This is a genomic window from Pseudomonas sp. GW822-FHT06D10, assembly GCF_058799535.1.
Window position 1 is genome coordinate 476,424 of sequence record NZ_JBXALN010000001.1, and the last position, 15,729, is coordinate 492,152.

Sequence of the window (15,729 nt, forward strand, 5' to 3'; positions counted from 1 at the left end):
GAAACCTCAGCCCGGCCATCCCCTGTTGGCGGCTTGTCAGCAAAGGCTGTCGGCCGCACTGAGCATGGGGAGGACCGGGAGGCTCATATCGCGGATGGCCGCTTCAAGCTTGTCCTGGTAGATGCTCAGGATGGAGTAATCCAGTTTCTGGGTGATGTTCGCGCCGCTTGCGCAATTTTGCAGCAGTTCTTCCAGTGCCCCGGCGACCAGGTCCGCGGTGACCTGCAAGACGTTCAAGCCGAAGCGGCTATCGACAATGACCAGATTCGTTAAGTCGTACATACAGCCCCTGCGGTCACTGTGATGAAGGGTAATGGCTATGAGCCACTAGCAGTTTAACTAAACCGTCGGTGGGCTGTCACGGGGAGAAAAGGGGGGATTTGCGTCGGTGAGCGGGTTTTTTGTACGGCGATTTTCCAGCGCTCAGGGGCCGCTCTGTGTACCATTCTGGTCCGCCTGGAAACCAGATTTGATCTGCATGCTGATTTTGAAAAAGGGTGATCACCAGGGCTTGAAGATAGGGCCACGCTGGCCATCTTCAGAGGTCTCGATAGATGCCCGGGTCTTCGCCCAACTGCTTGAGGTGCAGTCGAGATTGCCTCGCGCCGTGCAACTGCTGGTAACCCGGGGTTACGAACCCAACAGCAGTTACCTGGGGTTTTTCAGAACCCTGTCGCGCTGGCTGGGCATCCGGCTTTTCTGCCTGTGTTACCCGCGGCGAAAGCAGGAGCTGGAGGATATTTTCGGCTCCAATGGCCATGACGTGGACGGCACTCATGTCGACCTGTCCATCGTCCTCGATGGCAAGCGCTTGCGCTTTCTGCCCTTGGGTGTGTTTACCTCGCCGGCCCGCCAGGAACAGCGCAAGGCGCGTTACTCGGCGGTAGTGGAGGAGGTCAAGGCCACCCTGGGGCAGTGCGGTTTTCAGATTCATCGCAACCCTACCGAAAGCCTGCAGATCCATTGCGACTACAAGGCTTGATCTCGATCTCTGAAGCGTTGGTCATGCAGCACCCATGGTGCTTTCCGACGCAAGTATTAAGGACGTTACGTGTTGCGTAGTCTGTTGTGGCTGGTGCTGACCCTGGGGCTGAGCGGGTGCACGGCATTGATGACCCGAACCACTCCCTACACCTGTCCCTATATCGGCGTGCGCATGGACTGGGCGCTGGCAAAGGAAAACAACGGCGTGCTCTGGCCGTTTCTGGCGCTGGATGCGCCGTTTTCCGGGGTGGTGGATACGCTGATGTTTCCCTTTGAATACCAGCACAGTTGCAGCCTTTGATTCTGGAGGTTCAGCTGGGCTGAACGGTCAGGTGAGTGGGCGGGCCGATCCGTGCTCAGGAGCGGGGGCGACCCGAGGTTAGAAAGGCCGTCTAGAGTTGATTCTGGCAATCGCTGCCTGAGGAGAACCACCATGCACACATCGCGTCCGCTTGTTACCGTTCTTGTCTGCCTGTTCCTGGCTGCGGCTTCCCCCCTGGTACTGGCCGATCCGGGCGGGGGCAAGGGGCAAGGCCATTCCAAGCAGGGCGCCCAGGATGATCGTGGCCAGGGCAACCGGGAGGGCCACGGCAAGGGCAAGAAACCTGCTGCTGACGATTGGAGCCATGGCCCGAGCATTGATCGTGGCAACGTGCTCGGCATCTTGGGTGGGCACCGTGATTACTGGAGCCCGGGACCGGCGTTGCCTCCCGGTATCCAGAAGAACCTGGCCCGTGGCAAGCCCCTTCCACCAGGCATAGCCAAGAAGCTGGATAGCCGGCTGCTCGGGCAACTGCCACGCTATGAGGGGTATGAGTGGCGGCAGGCCGGTACAGACCTGATCCTGGTGGCCATTGCCAGCGGGGTTATCTACGAAGTGCTGAATGACGTGTTGAACTGATGGGGCTGCCGGGGTTTCAACCAATCGCAACTCAAACCCCGGCAGGGAGCCCTGACCCGAAGGGCTATTCCCAGAGCTTGAACAGCACGCTGGCATTCACCCCGCCAAAGCCGAAGCCATTGGACAGTGCGTATTGCATGGCCAGTTGGCGAGCCTGCCCCCTGACCAGGTCCAGCCCTGCGGCGGCGCTGTCCGGGTTTTCCAGGTTGAGGGTGGCCGGGGCGATCTGATCGCGCAGGGCGAGGATGGTGAAGATCGCCTCTATTCCTCCGGCCGCACCCAACAGGTGGCCAGTGGCGGATTTGGTGGCGCTGATGGCCAGCCCACTGTCGGTGCCGAACACCGTTCTGATAGCAGCCAGCTCGCCTTTGTCACCCACGGGGGTGGAGGTGGCGTGGGCATTGAGGTGCTGCACCTGGGATGCCTGGATACCGGCCTGGCGCAGGGCCTGCTGCATGGCGCGACGGGCGCCGTCGCCGTCTTCCGGGCCGGCCGTCATGTGGTAGGCGTCGGCGCTGGTGCCGTAGCCCACCAGCTCGGCGATGGGCCGGGCGCCGCGGGCCAGGGCATGTTCCAGTTCCTCGATGACCAGCAGGCCGGCGCCTTCACCCATGACAAAACCATCCCGAGCCTGGTCGAACGGACGGGAAGCGCGTTCCGGGGTGTCGTTGAATTCGCTGGACAAGGCGCGGGCTGCGGCGAAGCCGCCCAGGCTGACCCGGTGGATGGCCGCCTCTGCACCGCCACACACTGCGATGTCGATTTCCCCGGCGCGGATCATTCGCGCGGCATCGCCAATCGCCTGGACCCCGGCGGCACAGGCGGTCACCGGCGCGCCCAGGGGGCCCTTTAGACCATGGCGGATCGACACGTGCCCGGCGGCCATGTTGCTCAGGAACGAGGGAATGGTGAACGGCGACAGGCGGCGCGGGCCCTTGCTGTCGGTGGTGCGTACCGCTTCGGCGATGGCCGGGAAGCCGCCCACCCCGGAGGCGATGATGGTGGCCGTGCGTTCCTGGGCTTCTGCGGTATCCGGCTTCCAGCCGGCCTGGGCCAGGGCCTCCTCGGCCGCGGCCAGGGCGAAGAGGATGAAGCGATCCATCTTGCGCTGTTCCTTGGGGGCCAGCAGTTGGTCCGGGTCGAAGCCGGCCTCCGGGTCCTGGAGCGAGTCGGGCACCTGGCCGCCGATGGTGGTCGACAGCTCGCCGATGAGTTCTTCCGGTAACGAGCGGATGCCGGACTGGCCTGCCAGCAGGCGCCGCCATACCTGTTCGACTCCACAACCCAGTGGCGTGATTGCGCCCATGCCGGTGACTACGATGCGTTTGCTCATGCGGATCCTGCTCCTTCAGCGTACGTGATTGGGGAACAACGAAGCGTGGACGATACTATCATCATGAAAGTAACATCCGAATCCATAATTACCGAGGTGCAGTGCAGGAGCCAGCCATGCAACGAAAGAGTCTGATTGACGCCGAGTGTCCGATCGCCCGAGGCCTGGAGCGGGTGGGGGAGTGGTGGAGCATCTTGATCATGCGCGATGCCTTGCATGGCTTGCGGCGCTTCGACGAGTTTGCCCGCAGCCTGGAGATCGCCCCGAACATGCTGACCCGGCGTCTCAATTCCCTGGTGGAGGATGGGTTGCTCGTGCGTGAGGCCTACAGCCAGCGCCCTCTGCGCTATCAATATGTGCCCACGGCCAAGGGCGAGGACTTTCGCGTGGTGCTCATGGCTTTCGTGGCCTGGGGCAATCGTCACTACGCTCCCGAAGGTGAGAGCGTGCAACTTGTCGAGCGGGAAACCGGGCTTGCGGTACAGCCTGTGATGGCGGAGGTCGCCAGCGGCCGGTTGGTGGCATTGCAGGCGTGCACGGTGCAAGCCGGGCCCGCGGCCAGTGCCAGCATGCGCCAGCGCCTGGGGGCTACGGCTGTCTGAGCCCTGGCGCCTGGTTCGATGCCGCGGGTGTGGCGGGTTGCTATGCGGCGGCCAGGTTCTGGGGTATCCAGCAGATTCTGGCTGGTGGCCGCCAGGGCGTTATCGCCCGCAGGCTGGCCGGCGTCTCAGCGTGCCCGCTGCCCGCGCCGCCAGGAAGGGTGAAAGTGCCGCCAGTGGGCGTCCTGGGCTGCAGCCAGCAGCTCACGGTCGCCGCGGGTATCGCCCCAGGCCCGGAGTCGATACTGGTTCAGCGGACCGTAGACGCTTTCCAGGCGCAGGACCTTGTTCTGGCAACGGCAATTGTTGCCGGTGATACGCCCGCTCAGTATGCCGTCGACCACCTCCAGTTCGGTGCCGATCAAGCTGATCCCCAGGCGTGTGGCGAAAGGTTGCAGGACCAGGGCCGGGGAGGCAGAACACAGGGTTACCAGGGCGCCTGAGCGCAGCTCCTGGGCCACCGCCTGCACGCCCGCCGGGCGCATCAGTCGGTTCCAGGCCTGCTGGCAGAAAGCTTCTGCCCGCTGCTGGAGCCAGGCGGCCTCGACGCCTGTGAGGAAGGTGCTGATCAGTTGCGCCTTGAGCTGGTCGCGATCGACCCGGCGTACCAGGAACCTCAGGCTGGGCAGGGCCAGGCCGAGTATCCGCCGGTTGAACTGGCGGTGGCCGAAGGCGAACCTGAGAAAGGGTACGAAGCTGTCATGGCGGGTCAGGGTGCCGTCGAAATCGAACACCGAGAGCACCTGGCTGGCATCGGGGTTGATCCCGATGGTGTCCGGGGCAAGCGCCTGGGCTACGGATTGTGGGGCCTGGGATGGCAAGCCCGTGGGGGCGAGGGGGCCGGTTGGCGGGTGGGGCGGCATGGGTGTTCTCATTGATGGCGGCCGTGGATACGCGGCCGGTTTTGCCTGGGATTGCTGCAGTCTACGCGTTCCGAGTGGAGGCTTCTGCTACAGGTCTACAGACGCAGCATGGGAAGGGGGTTCCAGGGACGGGTCAACAGCCGTCTGGCGGACAATTGAACCAGGCGCAGATGAAAGCCGGCATCGGGAAATGCGGCAAACACTCGACGCCGATCCTGGCGCGATAGACCGAAGCTCAGCATGCCCAGGGAGACATCAATCCAGTCGGCGCGGCGGAAGCCTTCCACCAGGCTATCCGGCTGCGCGGCAGTAGGGGTGATCTTGTGGTGCAGTTCAATCATTGGCAGCACCTCGGCTGCCCATTCCAGCCTGCCGATTTCCTCCAGATAGGCTTCGGCCAGGTGTAACGAGGGTGGCAGGTAGTCGAAGGTCCCGGCGGTCCAGATCCCCAGATCATGAAAGGCTCCGGCAATGGAGAGTTTCTGCAACTGCAGGGCATCAGTGCCTGTAAGCAGGTGGCAGAAGTTGATGACCCGGTACACATGGTTGCGATAGCCGGTGAAATCCTTGCCCAGCTCGCCGCGATAGCGTTGCAGCAGTTCGTCCAGCAGTTCCAGTTGGGTCAATAGCATTGCAGCGTCCTTGCGGTACCCCTTCGGGGCGCGTTTTCAAGAGTCGGTTCACAATTAACGGGAAGCGCCGGATGCCGGCGTGCGTTGCCTGGCGCGGGCTCTTTCGATCATGGCCACGATGGTGTCGCAGAGCTCTTCCTGGGCTTGGCCGAAGCTGATCTCTCCCAGTGTGGCGGCATGGGACAGCGCTTCGGCGGCGCCGAGCATGGCCCGCAGGCCCGCGGTGCCTATCACGGCGCCGTTCGCGAAGGGCTCAAGGGCACCTCGACAGGTTTCCAGGAAGGTGGCCTCGTATTCACGCTTGGTCTGTTCCAGCTCCGGCGAGCTGGCCAGGGCGGCGATCACCCCAGGGATTTCGCGGCCCTGGCGTTGCACACAATCCATATAGGACGCGGCAATCACATCGGCGCGAGCCGCCAGCGTGGGGCTGGCGGTCTCCAGCGCCTGCTCCATGAGTGCGGTCTGACGCTGATCGTAGTCCTGGTAGAGGGCCGCCAGGAGTACCGCCCGAGTGTCGAAATGATCGTAGACCACGGGTTTGGTGACACCGGCCTGTTCTGCCAGGTGCCCCAGTGTCAGGGCCTCGGTGCCTTGTTCGCGAACTATCTGCCAGGCCACGCCCATCAACTGCTGCAGGCGCTGTTCCCGTGTCAGGCGACGGCGCGGTGAGGTATCGGTGTTCTGGCGGCTTGACATGCTTATATACCAAAGGTAGGTTATTGGTCGTAACTTACTAAAAGTATATAAACCCTCTGCAATCAGCGCAATGCGCTTGTGGGAGTAGTCGCCATGCACGCACTTCTTGTCTTTGCCCATCACGACCCCAGGTCCCTGACCCACAGCCTTGCCCGGCAGATTGCCGAAGGCCTGGCCGAGTCTGCGGAGCACTCCTTCGAGATTGCCGATCTCTGGAGCGAAGGCTTCGAGCCGCGCTTCGGCGCCGCAGATATTGCGGTACACAGAACCCAGGTCACCCCTCCTGTGGACGTTCTCGCCGAGCAGGCCCGGATCGATCGCGCTGATGCTCTGGTACTGGTCTATCCGGTCTACTGGTGGTCCATGCCAGCGCTGCTCAAGGGGTGGATCGACCGGGTGTTCAGCAATGGCTGGGCGTTTGATTTCCAGGCCGATGCCAGGTTGGTGAAAAAGCTGGGGCGCCTTCGGGTGCATCTGGTGGGGGTGGCTGGGGCTGATGCCGGTACCTATGAGCGTCACCGCTACCTCGAAGCGATGCAGGCTCAGATTGATCACGGGATCTTCGATTACTGCGGGGCCAGTGTGCTGACGTCGCAGTTGCTGTACGAATCGGAGTCCGGCGCCCAAGCCGCCAATCTGCAAAGGGCCCGGGCTATCGGGCAGGCCTTGTTCAGTGCCCACAGGCTCGCCGAGCCGGCGTAAGGCTTTGCCAGGCATATCCAGAGGGGCAGGGTGGGAAGGGGGGCGGGCGGTGGTCGCGGTCGAAGGTCGGGCTGGTTCTAGCCCCAGCAGCACCAGGCGAAGGTCGTCAGGCAGAGCAGCAAGGGCAGGGCATCAAGAAATTCATTCATACCGGCACATTCCATTCGGACGGGTGCCGGCAATTTAAGGTGGCTGCTGTTATCTGTCTGTTGCGATTCTGTGAATTTTCAACGCTATTTTGTTGAATGCTTCACGAAGCATTGCAGGTGCATGGCTGGCACCTTTTTTTCGCGGCTCCAACACTGGTGGAGGCCTTCCAGAAATCTGTCCTGAAATCCAAAGACTCAAAAAAAGTGTGGATATTTAATGACTTAGGTGGTTTTATTTGTGGTTTTTTTCTCAAAATATGTTGTTACAGAATGTACGATTCCGTTACTATAGCCCTGCGTTCACCTACCACGGTTTATGCATTTTTAGCCCCAAGTGTCCATCAGCTACTTGGGCTTTTTTTTGCCTGGAATTTGTCACGGGCCGCTTTTTCCCATGGGCTGGATGCACAGGATTCACGATCGGGCGCCTGGCTCACCCGACCGTGACTGCCGATACGCCTAGTGCCGGACGATGTGCAGCCCTTCCTCCTCCTGAGGCGGCACGAAGTAGCGGCTAATCCGTTCGAACTGCTCGTCGCTGGCGGCAAACGGGTGATCGCCCAGACGATTGCGCTCGCGCAGCCTTGCCTTGCACTGGGCTTCATCTACATCCAGTACATGCAATTGATGAGGGGTGCCGGCCTGGTCCGCCAGCGCTCGCAGCCAGGTTCGCTGGGCGACGGTATTGGCGGGAAAGTCCAGGACGACACAGGTTCCAGCACGCAACATGGCGATCACCAGCGGTTCCAGCACACTTGCCAGGCGCTGGGCGTGGAGCAGGTAGTCGGCAATCGAATGAATCTGCTCCGGATACAGGCCTGCCAGCCACTGGTCTTCAGAGATCAGGACGCTGCCGTGCGCCTCTGCCAGCTGCCTGGCCAGGGTGGACTTGCCCGAGGCGATCTTGCCGCACAGTAAATGCAGTACGGCGGGTGATGAGTGCTTCATGGTTTTCTCCTGGGGTAGTTGCCTCAGAAGAGTGGTGGTCAACCCCGCCTCCGAGGCGGGTTTTTGACAGCCTGGACGGCCGCTAGCCCACCTTGCTGATGAAGGGGGTAATAATCGCTGCGAGGCCAGGCCGGGGGATCGGGTTCATGTTGTGGAAACTACAGAGTCGCCACGAAAAAAAACAGCCCGGCCATGCACAAGCCTCCATCATTTCGAAGCGCTGAGGCATTGCGCAGGCATTCGATAACTGCGGGGTAGTTAACATTTCTCTGTGTTTTTTCTGATACACAAACGCGCATATAGGCCTATCCTGAACGGGCAAACTTCACCTCCCCCATACAGGCGAGAAGCCATGCTCTCTACCAGCGAGCTTTGCCACATATTGGAGTCCGGCTTTCTCCCGCTGTCCTGCGCCTGCGCCCTGAACCCCAACGGCTCCCTGACCATCAAGATCTATGATGCAGAGTCGGGCCGGGTGGACTTGCTGCTCACCGGCGTCTCCACTGCCGAACTCACCAGCGTGCGTGACATTTCCAATCTGATTGGCGAGCTGCGTACCGAATTGCGGGCAGGGCGCCGAGCCTTTGCCGGGGCCTTCACCCACTACGCCGGCTGAGGGGGCGGGGAGGCGCGCATTGCTGACAGTTGAACATGTCATTGCGAGGGCATAGCGTTACAGCGTTCGCCCAGTATCTATGACTCTTTACCGGTTCATGGATGGCGAGGTCATCTGTACTGGGCGAACTCCACAGGCGCTTGATGTACGTCTTTGCGGTTGTAGCTGTTAACCTCCCTCGCCATTTTCACCCAAGGGTGCGCAACTCGGGCGGTACCCGAGGCTTTCTGCACCTGGCTTGGTCTTTACCCATTCAAGGAAGGTCTTCATGAACATCGGCAATACGCCTCCCGCCAACTACAGCTACGCCCAACTCTCGAAAGTACTGGAACACAACCGCTCGGTTGCTCAAGTCAAAGGTCCCGAGGCGCCTGTGGAGCAGGAGTTCGCGGCGCATCTGGAGGCCGAGCAGGCGGTCGCCAAGGACGACGCGCTCAAACTCTCATTGAGTTTTTCCGCGCAAGCTTGAGGGCTGCCAGGGGAGGAAGCTCTTCCTGGACATTGCTGGCAGGAGCTTCGTCCGAGGCTGTCACTTCAGGATAAGTCTTTAAAAATCAGTTGGTTGGCTTATGGCGCCATGTTAGTCTTGCCGCCGCTGAGGGAGTTGGCGAGAGGCTGTGCGGCCCCTGGTTGAACCTCGGAATGACGCTGTAGATCTCTGATTTATCGTGTTTTTTTACCCTCGACAGCGAGTTGGGAACCGGGTTTTTTTGCCGGCTTCGACCTTGCTTCACAAGGACTGGATGTATATATTCCACTCCCTGCTTCAAGCACTGGACGGCCTGATGCCGATTGAATGTTCCAGTGCCGCGTTATCGCGCTACCGCCCGAATGGCGAAACTGGTAGACGCATGGGACTTAAAATCCCCCGCTCGTAAGGGCGTGCCGGTTCGATTCCGGCTTCGGGCACCATCTATTTCAAGGGCTTGCACGGTTTTGTGAGTGAGCCTTACTCTGAATCAATTCGCAACTTCAAATACTGCTCCGCAATTCACTTTGTGGGTGAGACCTTCTTGCCCTTACGATTGCGCGTGCACTGTTCGGTCATCTCCAAAGCGGGAGGGCTAAATGAGCTGGAAGCGTTTTAAGGTGGCGATCCTGTATGTCGGTGCTGTCCTCATGCTCGTGCAGGCCGGGCGACATTTGGCCGATGGTGCTACAAAGCTCGATAACGTGGGGCCCGCAATCATTGCCTTGGGGATCGCCTACTACTTGATCAGGCGAGCAAGAGCGTGTGCCGGATAGCATGGCGGCAACTTGATCTTGATTGATAGATCACACTGTCACTAGTTGTCGAGTAGGCGGGTAAATCAACTCAGCGCTCGGATACTTGGCATGCTCTTGCGGCAGAGAAGGGCTTGCGCCCCTTCAGCATCGATGAATCCGCTATGTGCGTCTATTTGTTGGCGCCCTGATCGGCAGGTATTTGCCGGTGGTTCTTTGGGGGAAGTTCGCAAGTAGAGGTGGTGAAAAAAGCCTGGTAACTCTAGGCCAGAACTATCTGGCAGTAGTGGAACCGTCGGCGCTACATCTCTGGAGCCTGCTAGATGGATGGTCAAAGTCCACCTCACCGCATCGCAACGCCTCTAGTTGCGTCAAGCGCTGAAAACCCTGCCGTTCACCCACCTGTTTGGCATCGCGGCCCGGACTTGCTGACCATTGGAAGCACGGGGGCGGCCATTTTGGGTTTCTGCTTTGTGGTGCTTGGGTTGTTGCCGGGCTTGGTGCTGACGCTACTGCTCCTACTCGGGTTCGAAGCGATGCCAGGTGAACCGAGCGGCGATGGGTCTAGCCTCACAACGTCGTCGTTCATCCAGCTCCTGTGTGGGTCTGTTGTGCTCATGGGGCTGGTCTTCGCGTGGATTTTTTCTGCATCTAGAGTGCTGGCCTTCACGTTCGACGAAAACCAGCAACTGCTTACTCTCACGGTCACCCGTCGCGCTCGCAAGCCCGCCGAAGTGCAAGTGCCATTTAGCGACATCATTTGTATCTGCCCTTACGTGCTCGCCAGTTATGACCGCGATGGCCATTTTAGTGTCGTGTGCCAGGGGCCGAGGGGCAAGGAGCTCGTATATCGATTGGCCGAGGGCACTTCTCTGGAGGAGATGGAGTTTCATGCTGCGTGGTTGCGGGGAATGATAGGGGACCGGATGCAGGAACTATTGAATCTGGATAAATGAACGAAGCACGTCTCTCCAGCCACTATCGAGGTGAGGCGGCTCTGCGCTCGACTGGCCGGGGTGTTTCAAACGGATTCTCGAACGGCCTGCACCGGCCGGGACGAGCGCCAATTGGCATGCTTCATAGGATGCTGATCGCATCCGGGGCTGGACTGTTCAAACTGCTCCACAGGTCGCCAAACTCTGCAATTCGGTCGGGCAGGGATCGTGACGGGGTTGCTGAATTTAGGTAACTTGGCATTTTCCATTCATGGATGACGGATTCATGCCAATCACCAAGCGTATTGCAAAAATCTCCCTGAGCATCTCCCTGCTGGGCCTCGTAGGCGCTAGCCCATTCTCCCTGGCGGACGACACCACTCCGGTGAGCGAGTTGCTGCGTAGCGGCTATGAAGTCAAGGCGGCCTACCAGGCGCCAGCACGAGTCGGCCTGGTGCACTTTCTGATCTTGCAAAAAGGGTCGTCGGCGTTCCAGTGCGTGACCTATGGCGCCGAAATAAAGCCACGTTTCCATGACTACTCCAACACCTACTCTTGTGCTCAAATTCAGGACCTGATTCCCACCCAGCCTAACCTCCTGCAGTAATCCTACAGCGCATTTACGGTTCCAATACCACTCCAGCCCTTATGGCCAGGGCTGGTGCGGTCTGCTGTTGGGGAATGCCCGCTCGAAGGTGCCGAGATCAAGGTTGGCGGAGCGGTTTAAGCGTATGGAGGACTACCTCCGAGAAGCCCCCAGTAGTACTTAACGGATGTATTCGCCTGCGGGACGCTTCAACCCATGCATCGGCGTGTGCGATGGGGGAGGCTGTTCTTCCTGGCACGGATCTGGATCCTTCTGGGCAGGAGAGATAGAGCACCGGACACATTACGCTGGTTGCATACACAGTTTTTTGGGGTGTTTTCCCACCCCGCGGGTGCATAGGACATGCGGAACTGCGTTTGAGCTGAAGTTCACCTCTGGCAAACACATGTTTGTTGCTGACTAAGACTCTCGTTTCAGATGTGAGTCAGAGCGTTGCTGTGCTGCCTCCGGGATTTGATTTCTACAACGAGGCCAGATGCAAAAATGAAAATAAACGCATTGTTCATCGCTTTGCTGGGAGGGCTCTCGCTGATTCAAGCAACGCTTTCCTTTGCGGACAACACCAATGGCAAGAGTCTCTATGTGCAACGATGTGCCATGTGTCACGGCGCCGATATCAAGGGAACTGGGCCGTTGGCCAATAAGAGCCATCCTCCTACACCTGATCTGACGACCCCTGCTTTCAAAAAACGACTCAATGAGTATCCGGGGGTGATTGTGTCGTCGGTAATACTGCGCCCCAATGGAGACTTGATTCCCAGAACTTTGCGGGAGAACGGTGTGAAGGTGCCCCCGCATGCTTGGAGCGTTAAGGATTTTCGCGATTTGAATCAATACATGAGTGACGTGATTTCAAAGACTCGATGAGTCTTGTATATGCGCAGGCACAGCGTTCCAAGAGCCACTTGCTCCGAGACGGTGGCCAATCAATCTTGGCTTTAGCCTTGAGGCTCATCGCTGCCCGGGTCGGGCTGCACCAGGTGCTGCCAGGGAAATACCTGTCGGGCGAAATTCTTCACGTAACCGCCAGTGGTGGCCTGGATCACCATGATCGGCAGTTTGGGTCGCTGGCGCTGCAGGGCTTCGAGTTGTTCCAGGCTCAGGCAGGTATTGCGCAAGCGCAGCGCCCGCAATGGGTCGCACGCGTGGCTGGCAAACAATCTTTCATAGCTGGTAAAAGACGTGATGGCGTGCTCCTCGCGGTCTTTTGCCCAGCTTTGCTGAAGTGCGCTGGATTCGCTGAAATCCAGGCTGCTCAACCGCGGCAGGTTGCTGGAGCCTGCGAGGTTGTCGATAAAACCCTGGGTGTCGAAATGGGCGCCGATACGCAGTTGCGCAAGGTGTGGCAGGTCGACCTGGAAGAAGTCCGCGTTGGGGGCATTGGGCAGGGTCAGTTCGCTGAGGTACGGGGTCTTTGCTACCCAGCGGGCAATTTCACCGGCCTCTTCCATGATGGTGCCGGCCTTCTGGATCAACGAAACGTTATGGTCCTGAGGTTCGGTGGGGCGAATCGCCAATGACCTGAGGCGGGGAAATTGCACCGCACTGTCCAGCAAGGGGCTGAACTCCCACTCGCGGGTACCGTTCGCGCCTTCATCGGCACCGGAAAACAGCAGCGAGCTGAGGATGTCCGCCACGCTCTGCTCTGCCAGGCATTCCAGGGTCCAGGCAAAGGGCTCGTCCCATAGCTCGCCGTAGTACTCCAGATGCAGGCCGTCACGCATCGGCGCCAGGGCCAGGTAGTTGTAGTCGCTGGCCCACAATGGGCCGGCGGGGTCTTCGCCGGTGTCGTCGTGCTCGGCGGCCTGCTCCCGAGTGAACTCATGGATGCGTTGCTGCAGGGCCAGCAGCCGCTGGTAGCCAGGGGAAGACAAGGGATTGGACATGGGGTGGATTCCGCGGGTAACGCAGGCGCGGGCCTGCTGGATAAACGCTGGGCATGGTGAGGGCCGATCATAACAAAGCGGCGAGGGCGGCCCGCTGTGAAGCGAGCGCTGGGCGGTACACATTTTTCCAACAAATAAACTCTGTCGTCAGGGCCTGGCCGGACGCTAGGATCCGTCGCCGACCTGCCGGCCTAGCGTCTTCCAGGGGCTCCACAGCATGCAATCAAGGCTACTGCCGTCATCAGCAACCGGGCTCGCGCCCAGGGAAATCACCCTGGATGACGCAGCGCTGTTGCAGCGTTTCTTTGTCGAGAACCCGGAGTATTTCCATATCGTCCACGGTGCAGCGCCGCAGCCGGACGAGGCGCGCGACGAGATCAATGATGCACTGCCAGCGGGCTGGTCCTACACCCACAAGTGGAAAATCGGTTACTTCGACAGCGAAGGGCGCCTGCTGGCGTTCGTCAGCATTGTCAGCGACCTGTTGGCACGAGGGGTCTGGCACATAGGCCTGTTCATGCTGGCTACCCCCTGTCACGGCAGCTCCCTTGCCCGGCAGTTGCACGCTGAGCTTGAGGCCTGGGCGGTGGGCGAGGGCGCACGCTGGTTGCGCTTGAGCGTGGTCCAGGACAATGCCCGGGCACAGGGCTTCTGGAATGCCTGCGGTTATGCCCAGGTGCGTACCCGTGACGGGATCGAGCTGGGGCGCTTGCAGCACCAGGTGCGGATCATGATCAAGCCCCTGGCCGGGGATGCGCTGGCCGACTACCTGGCCCTGATGCCCCGTGATCGCAGCGAGGAGCAGGTACCTTCCTGACAAGGTGCCAGGAGCATCCGGACGGCGTGACTACCGCAAGGCACCCCCCCAGCCAGGTGCTAGGCGTGGCTGAGCGACAACTGGCTGATGATGCAGGCCGAGCCATCCTCCGCCGGAGTGCTGGGGGTGAAATCGACCTGGTTGTAGATCCCGCCATGAAAGTCGAATACCTGGCCATTCCAGGTCGAGTCCAGGGCGTGCGGGGGAGAGCTGGCTTGCTGGCCATTGCAACTGGCGCCGATGGTAATCAGCCCAGCGTACATGTATTTGCGCAACCACCACTTTCTGCGCCGAGTTGACCTTGGTCAGGGTCATCTGCTGGCGGTTCCAATGATCGGCGGCGCTGCTCAGGGCCCAGTAGCGGGATTCCTTCCACTCGCAGCGGGTTCGATGGGTGCTTTTGCTCGCCGCGCCCCGGGTCGGCGCGCACAGTTGTATCGAGCCATCTGCCAGGCGCGAGATCACGCTCGGGCATTGGGCCAGGGCGAGGTTGCCGTTGAGCTCCAGTGCCAGCGGGTTGCTGGCCGAGGTGGGCAGTGGGGTGGCGATGTCGAGTGTGCTGATGTCTACCGGCATGTGGAGGTTTCCTTGTCGGGGCGGTCGGTGGGCCAGCGTCCAGGGCGATGCTCGCGGCTGCGGGGCCGCGGCATCAGCGGGAGCTGTTTCCCGGAGCGCCCCCGGAGCCGCTAGACCGCGGTGCCGATGTGACTGTCGACCCCGTTCCTCACCGACCCGCAGTTCTATCTCGAGCTTTGCCGCACCGTGGTCCGAGGGGCTTGATCAGCCTGAACTAAAAACGCCCCTGCCAGTCCCATTGGGCATCTTTGAACGACTGGGGGAACACCATGAAAATTCATCCTGCAATGCTCTGCGCCGCAGTTCTGGCTTCAAGCCAGGCGCTCTTGGCACAGGCTGCCCAGACCACTACCGCCGAGCCGGCCTACCAGAGCCAGGTAGCGCGCTACCAGTGTGAAGGGCAGGTACGCATCGACGCCGCCTACCTGAACATCGACAACGGCTCCTCGTTTGCCACGCTGTATTACAAGGACCAGTTGATCCCCATGCACATCGCGCGTTCCGCTTCCGGCGCCCTGTACGTGGCGGACGACGAGCAGAACAGCTTCCGCTGGCACACCAAGGGCAAGATGGGGGTGCTCTCGTTCCTGGAGGCGGACCACACCGCCACGGAGCAAACCCTGCTCAAGGACTGCAAGGAACTCGAGCAGGACTGAAAAACCGCCTGCGCACTTTCCCGAGGGCAAAAAAAAGCCCGCGGGGAGTGCGGGCGAACGTAGTTGCTTGAATGAGCGAGGCGACTATACACAGCGCTTTTTCGCCGCTGGGTGAAAGAAGTTTCATCTTGCGCCTCAGGGGGCCGGCCTTGCCCAGTCCCGTACTCGGCCGGCACGCTGGCGTGCTTCGGTTTCAGACGAAGGGCTGGCCGTGAAAGCCCCGTGGCAGACGCTGCAGGCCCGGCAGGGCGGTCAGGCGTTCGGTCCAGGCGTTACGCCAGAGTTGGCCGCCATGGCTGGCCTTGGCCTTGCGTGCAGCCCGACGAGCGGCGTTGCGCTGGTTGCGTCGGGCCTCCTTGTAGACCTCGGTGTTTCGGCAACTGCGGCATTTGACCCGGTTCAGTTCGCCGGTGGAGGCCAGTTGGGTGCCGTGATGACCGCAGGCCAGATGCCCGGCGACCTTGAAGTGAGTAACCATCGCGTTTCTCCTTCGGAGTGAGTACGGAGCACGCGTCGTGTGTTCGATGCGTCTCCATACTTTTACGACCGCAGGGCACAGGCGACGTTCGTTGTTTTGTCGGCAAACCCCGAGCCCCCGGCAGATC

20 protein-coding genes, 1 tRNA gene and 1 pseudogene are annotated in these 15,729 nt (G+C 60.5%); 13 read left to right on the forward strand and 9 right to left on the reverse strand.

What is annotated here, in order from left to right; translation table 11 throughout:
- Nucleotides 1-36: 36 nt before the first annotated feature.
- Nucleotides 37-282, reverse strand: coding sequence for a hypothetical protein (locus AC1RL5_RS02065; RefSeq protein WP_011061719.1), 246 nt, complete (start codon nucleotides 280-282; stop codon nucleotides 37-39).
- 196 nt (nucleotides 283-478) lie between these two features.
- On the opposite strand from AC1RL5_RS02065, the gene AC1RL5_RS02070 reads away from it, so the two are divergent.
- The 3 genes from AC1RL5_RS02070 (at nucleotide 479) to AC1RL5_RS02080 (ending at nucleotide 1,885) form a co-directional block, all read left to right on the forward strand.
- Nucleotides 479-982, forward strand: coding sequence for a hypothetical protein (locus tag AC1RL5_RS02070; RefSeq protein ID WP_492588988.1), 504 nt, complete (start codon nucleotides 479-481; stop codon nucleotides 980-982).
- 69 nt (nucleotides 983-1,051) lie between these two features.
- Nucleotides 1,052-1,285, forward strand: coding sequence for a YceK/YidQ family lipoprotein (locus AC1RL5_RS02075; RefSeq protein WP_011061717.1), 234 nt, complete (start codon nucleotides 1,052-1,054; stop codon nucleotides 1,283-1,285).
- Nucleotides 1,286-1,417: 132 nt separating this feature from the next.
- Nucleotides 1,418-1,885 carry an anti-virulence regulator CigR family protein gene (locus AC1RL5_RS02080; RefSeq protein WP_492588987.1) on the forward strand — a complete coding sequence of 156 codons (468 nt, stop codon included), beginning with the start codon at nucleotides 1,418-1,420 and terminating at the stop codon, nucleotides 1,883-1,885.
- 64 nt (nucleotides 1,886-1,949) lie between these two features.
- On the opposite strand, the gene fabF is transcribed toward AC1RL5_RS02080, so the two are convergent.
- Nucleotides 1,950-3,218 carry a beta-ketoacyl-ACP synthase II gene (gene fabF, locus AC1RL5_RS02085; RefSeq protein WP_072450124.1) on the reverse strand — a complete coding sequence of 423 codons (1,269 nt, stop codon included), beginning with the start codon at nucleotides 3,216-3,218 and terminating at the stop codon, nucleotides 1,950-1,952.
- Between the two features lie 116 nt (nucleotides 3,219-3,334).
- Here fabF and AC1RL5_RS02090 point away from each other — a divergent pair, with 116 nt between their 5' ends.
- Nucleotides 3,335-3,820: a winged helix-turn-helix transcriptional regulator gene (locus tag AC1RL5_RS02090; protein ID WP_072450125.1), complete on the forward strand. Its 486-nt coding sequence runs from the start codon at nucleotides 3,335-3,337 to the stop codon at nucleotides 3,818-3,820.
- 125 nt (nucleotides 3,821-3,945) lie between these two features.
- Here the strand turns inward: AC1RL5_RS02090 and AC1RL5_RS02095 are convergent, their stop codons facing one another.
- The 3 genes from AC1RL5_RS02095 to AC1RL5_RS02105 all read right to left on the reverse strand — a co-directional run bounded on the left by AC1RL5_RS02095 (nucleotide 3,946) and on the right by AC1RL5_RS02105 (nucleotide 6,008).
- Entirely contained in the window at nucleotides 3,946-4,680 is a 735-nt protein-coding gene (locus AC1RL5_RS02095; protein WP_072450126.1) for an HAD family hydrolase, read from the reverse strand.
- A 95-nt stretch (nucleotides 4,681-4,775) separates the two neighbouring features.
- On the reverse strand, nucleotides 4,776-5,312 hold the full coding sequence (locus AC1RL5_RS02100) for an HD domain-containing protein (protein WP_072450127.1): 537 nt from the start codon (nucleotides 5,310-5,312) through the stop codon (nucleotides 4,776-4,778).
- A 54-nt stretch (nucleotides 5,313-5,366) separates the two neighbouring features.
- A complete protein-coding gene (locus AC1RL5_RS02105; protein ID WP_072450128.1) occupies nucleotides 5,367-6,008 on the reverse strand; it encodes a TetR/AcrR family transcriptional regulator in 642 nt (213 codons plus the stop codon).
- Between the two features lie 93 nt (nucleotides 6,009-6,101).
- Between AC1RL5_RS02105 and AC1RL5_RS02110 the strand changes: the two genes are divergently transcribed.
- Nucleotides 6,102-6,710 carry an NAD(P)H-dependent oxidoreductase gene (locus AC1RL5_RS02110; RefSeq protein WP_145711888.1) on the forward strand — a complete coding sequence of 203 codons (609 nt, stop codon included), beginning with the start codon at nucleotides 6,102-6,104 and terminating at the stop codon, nucleotides 6,708-6,710.
- Between the two features lie 608 nt (nucleotides 6,711-7,318).
- Here AC1RL5_RS02110 and AC1RL5_RS02115 read toward each other — a convergent pair.
- Nucleotides 7,319-7,807, reverse strand: a complete 489-nt coding sequence (locus AC1RL5_RS02115; protein WP_015635908.1) for a P-loop nucleotide/nucleoside kinase family protein — start codon at nucleotides 7,805-7,807, stop codon at nucleotides 7,319-7,321.
- A 352-nt stretch (nucleotides 7,808-8,159) separates the two neighbouring features.
- Between AC1RL5_RS02115 and AC1RL5_RS02120 the strand changes: the two genes are divergently transcribed.
- The 6 genes from AC1RL5_RS02120 to AC1RL5_RS02145 all read left to right on the forward strand — a co-directional run bounded on the left by AC1RL5_RS02120 (nucleotide 8,160) and on the right by AC1RL5_RS02145 (nucleotide 12,056).
- Nucleotides 8,160-8,423 carry a DUF1652 domain-containing protein gene (locus tag AC1RL5_RS02120; RefSeq protein WP_015635907.1) on the forward strand — a complete coding sequence of 88 codons (264 nt, stop codon included), beginning with the start codon at nucleotides 8,160-8,162 and terminating at the stop codon, nucleotides 8,421-8,423.
- A gap of 268 nt (nucleotides 8,424-8,691) precedes the next feature.
- Nucleotides 8,692-8,892: a hypothetical protein gene (locus AC1RL5_RS02125; protein WP_015635906.1), complete on the forward strand. Its 201-nt coding sequence runs from the start codon at nucleotides 8,692-8,694 to the stop codon at nucleotides 8,890-8,892.
- Between the two features lie 356 nt (nucleotides 8,893-9,248).
- Nucleotides 9,249-9,335 (forward strand) — tRNA-Leu (locus tag AC1RL5_RS02130).
- Between the two features lie 635 nt (nucleotides 9,336-9,970).
- Nucleotides 9,971-10,603 carry a hypothetical protein gene (locus tag AC1RL5_RS02135; RefSeq protein ID WP_239692717.1) on the forward strand — a complete coding sequence of 211 codons (633 nt, stop codon included), beginning with the start codon at nucleotides 9,971-9,973 and terminating at the stop codon, nucleotides 10,601-10,603.
- A gap of 265 nt (nucleotides 10,604-10,868) precedes the next feature.
- Nucleotides 10,869-11,189, forward strand: a complete 321-nt coding sequence (locus AC1RL5_RS02140) for a hypothetical protein (RefSeq protein ID WP_041774282.1) — start codon at nucleotides 10,869-10,871, stop codon at nucleotides 11,187-11,189.
- Nucleotides 11,190-11,672: 483 nt separating this feature from the next.
- Entirely contained in the window at nucleotides 11,673-12,056 is a 384-nt protein-coding gene (locus tag AC1RL5_RS02145; protein WP_093403553.1) for a c-type cytochrome, read from the forward strand.
- A gap of 71 nt (nucleotides 12,057-12,127) precedes the next feature.
- Here AC1RL5_RS02145 and AC1RL5_RS02150 read toward each other — a convergent pair whose 3' ends face one another.
- Nucleotides 12,128-13,075, reverse strand: a complete 948-nt coding sequence (locus AC1RL5_RS02150) for a hypothetical protein (RefSeq protein ID WP_019094151.1) — start codon at nucleotides 13,073-13,075, stop codon at nucleotides 12,128-12,130.
- A gap of 217 nt (nucleotides 13,076-13,292) precedes the next feature.
- Between AC1RL5_RS02150 and AC1RL5_RS02155 the strand changes: the two genes are divergently transcribed.
- The gene (locus tag AC1RL5_RS02155; protein ID WP_492588986.1) at nucleotides 13,293-13,892 is read left to right on the forward strand and encodes a GNAT family N-acetyltransferase; all 600 of its coding nucleotides are present in this window, start codon (nucleotides 13,293-13,295) and stop codon (nucleotides 13,890-13,892) included.
- Nucleotides 13,893-13,951: 59 nt separating this feature from the next.
- On the opposite strand, the pseudogene AC1RL5_RS02160 reads toward AC1RL5_RS02155, so the two are convergent.
- Nucleotides 13,952-14,468, reverse strand: a pseudogene (locus AC1RL5_RS02160) (polysaccharide lyase family 7 protein).
- Nucleotides 14,469-14,737: 269 nt separating this feature from the next.
- Here AC1RL5_RS02160 and AC1RL5_RS02165 point away from each other — a divergent pair.
- Nucleotides 14,738-15,124, forward strand: coding sequence for an MliC family protein (locus tag AC1RL5_RS02165; protein ID WP_047337039.1), 387 nt, complete (start codon nucleotides 14,738-14,740; stop codon nucleotides 15,122-15,124).
- A gap of 193 nt (nucleotides 15,125-15,317) precedes the next feature.
- Here AC1RL5_RS02165 and AC1RL5_RS02170 read toward each other — a convergent pair whose 3' ends face one another.
- A complete protein-coding gene (locus AC1RL5_RS02170; RefSeq protein WP_015635899.1) occupies nucleotides 15,318-15,602 on the reverse strand; it encodes a hypothetical protein in 285 nt (94 codons plus the stop codon).
- Nucleotides 15,603-15,729: the final 127 nt, after the last annotated feature.

Bases quoted from the DNA above. Each gene is read 5' to 3' on its own strand.
- AC1RL5_RS02065 (WP_011061719.1), bottom strand. From the start codon at position 282: ATGTACGACTTAACGAATCTGGTCATTGTCGATAGCCGCTTCGGCTTG.
- AC1RL5_RS02070 (WP_492588988.1), top strand. From the start codon at position 479: ATGCTGATTTTGAAAAAGGGTGATCACCAGGGCTTGAAGATAGGGCCA.
- AC1RL5_RS02080 (WP_492588987.1), top strand. From the start codon at position 1,418: ATGCACACATCGCGTCCGCTTGTTACCGTTCTTGTCTGCCTGTTCCTG.
- fabF (WP_072450124.1), bottom strand. From the start codon at position 3,218: ATGAGCAAACGCATCGTAGTCACCGGCATGGGCGCAATCACGCCACTG.
- AC1RL5_RS02090 (WP_072450125.1), top strand. From the start codon at position 3,335: ATGCAACGAAAGAGTCTGATTGACGCCGAGTGTCCGATCGCCCGAGGC.
- AC1RL5_RS02095 (WP_072450126.1), bottom strand. From the start codon at position 4,680: ATGCCGCCCCACCCGCCAACCGGCCCCCTCGCCCCCACGGGCTTGCCA.
- AC1RL5_RS02100 (WP_072450127.1), bottom strand. From the start codon at position 5,312: ATGCTATTGACCCAACTGGAACTGCTGGACGAACTGCTGCAACGCTAT.
- AC1RL5_RS02105 (WP_072450128.1), bottom strand. From the start codon at position 6,008: ATGTCAAGCCGCCAGAACACCGATACCTCACCGCGCCGTCGCCTGACA.
- AC1RL5_RS02110 (WP_145711888.1), top strand. From the start codon at position 6,102: ATGCACGCACTTCTTGTCTTTGCCCATCACGACCCCAGGTCCCTGACC.
- AC1RL5_RS02115 (WP_015635908.1), bottom strand. From the start codon at position 7,807: ATGAAGCACTCATCACCCGCCGTACTGCATTTACTGTGCGGCAAGATC.
- AC1RL5_RS02120 (WP_015635907.1), top strand. From the start codon at position 8,160: ATGCTCTCTACCAGCGAGCTTTGCCACATATTGGAGTCCGGCTTTCTC.
- AC1RL5_RS02125 (WP_015635906.1), top strand. From the start codon at position 8,692: ATGAACATCGGCAATACGCCTCCCGCCAACTACAGCTACGCCCAACTC.
- AC1RL5_RS02135 (WP_239692717.1), top strand. From the start codon at position 9,971: ATGGATGGTCAAAGTCCACCTCACCGCATCGCAACGCCTCTAGTTGCG.
- AC1RL5_RS02140 (WP_041774282.1), top strand. From the start codon at position 10,869: ATGCCAATCACCAAGCGTATTGCAAAAATCTCCCTGAGCATCTCCCTG.
- AC1RL5_RS02145 (WP_093403553.1), top strand. From the start codon at position 11,673: ATGAAAATAAACGCATTGTTCATCGCTTTGCTGGGAGGGCTCTCGCTG.
- AC1RL5_RS02150 (WP_019094151.1), bottom strand. From the start codon at position 13,075: ATGTCCAATCCCTTGTCTTCCCCTGGCTACCAGCGGCTGCTGGCCCTG.
- AC1RL5_RS02155 (WP_492588986.1), top strand. From the start codon at position 13,293: ATGCAATCAAGGCTACTGCCGTCATCAGCAACCGGGCTCGCGCCCAGG.
- AC1RL5_RS02165 (WP_047337039.1), top strand. From the start codon at position 14,738: ATGAAAATTCATCCTGCAATGCTCTGCGCCGCAGTTCTGGCTTCAAGC.
- AC1RL5_RS02170 (WP_015635899.1), bottom strand. From the start codon at position 15,602: ATGGTTACTCACTTCAAGGTCGCCGGGCATCTGGCCTGCGGTCATCAC.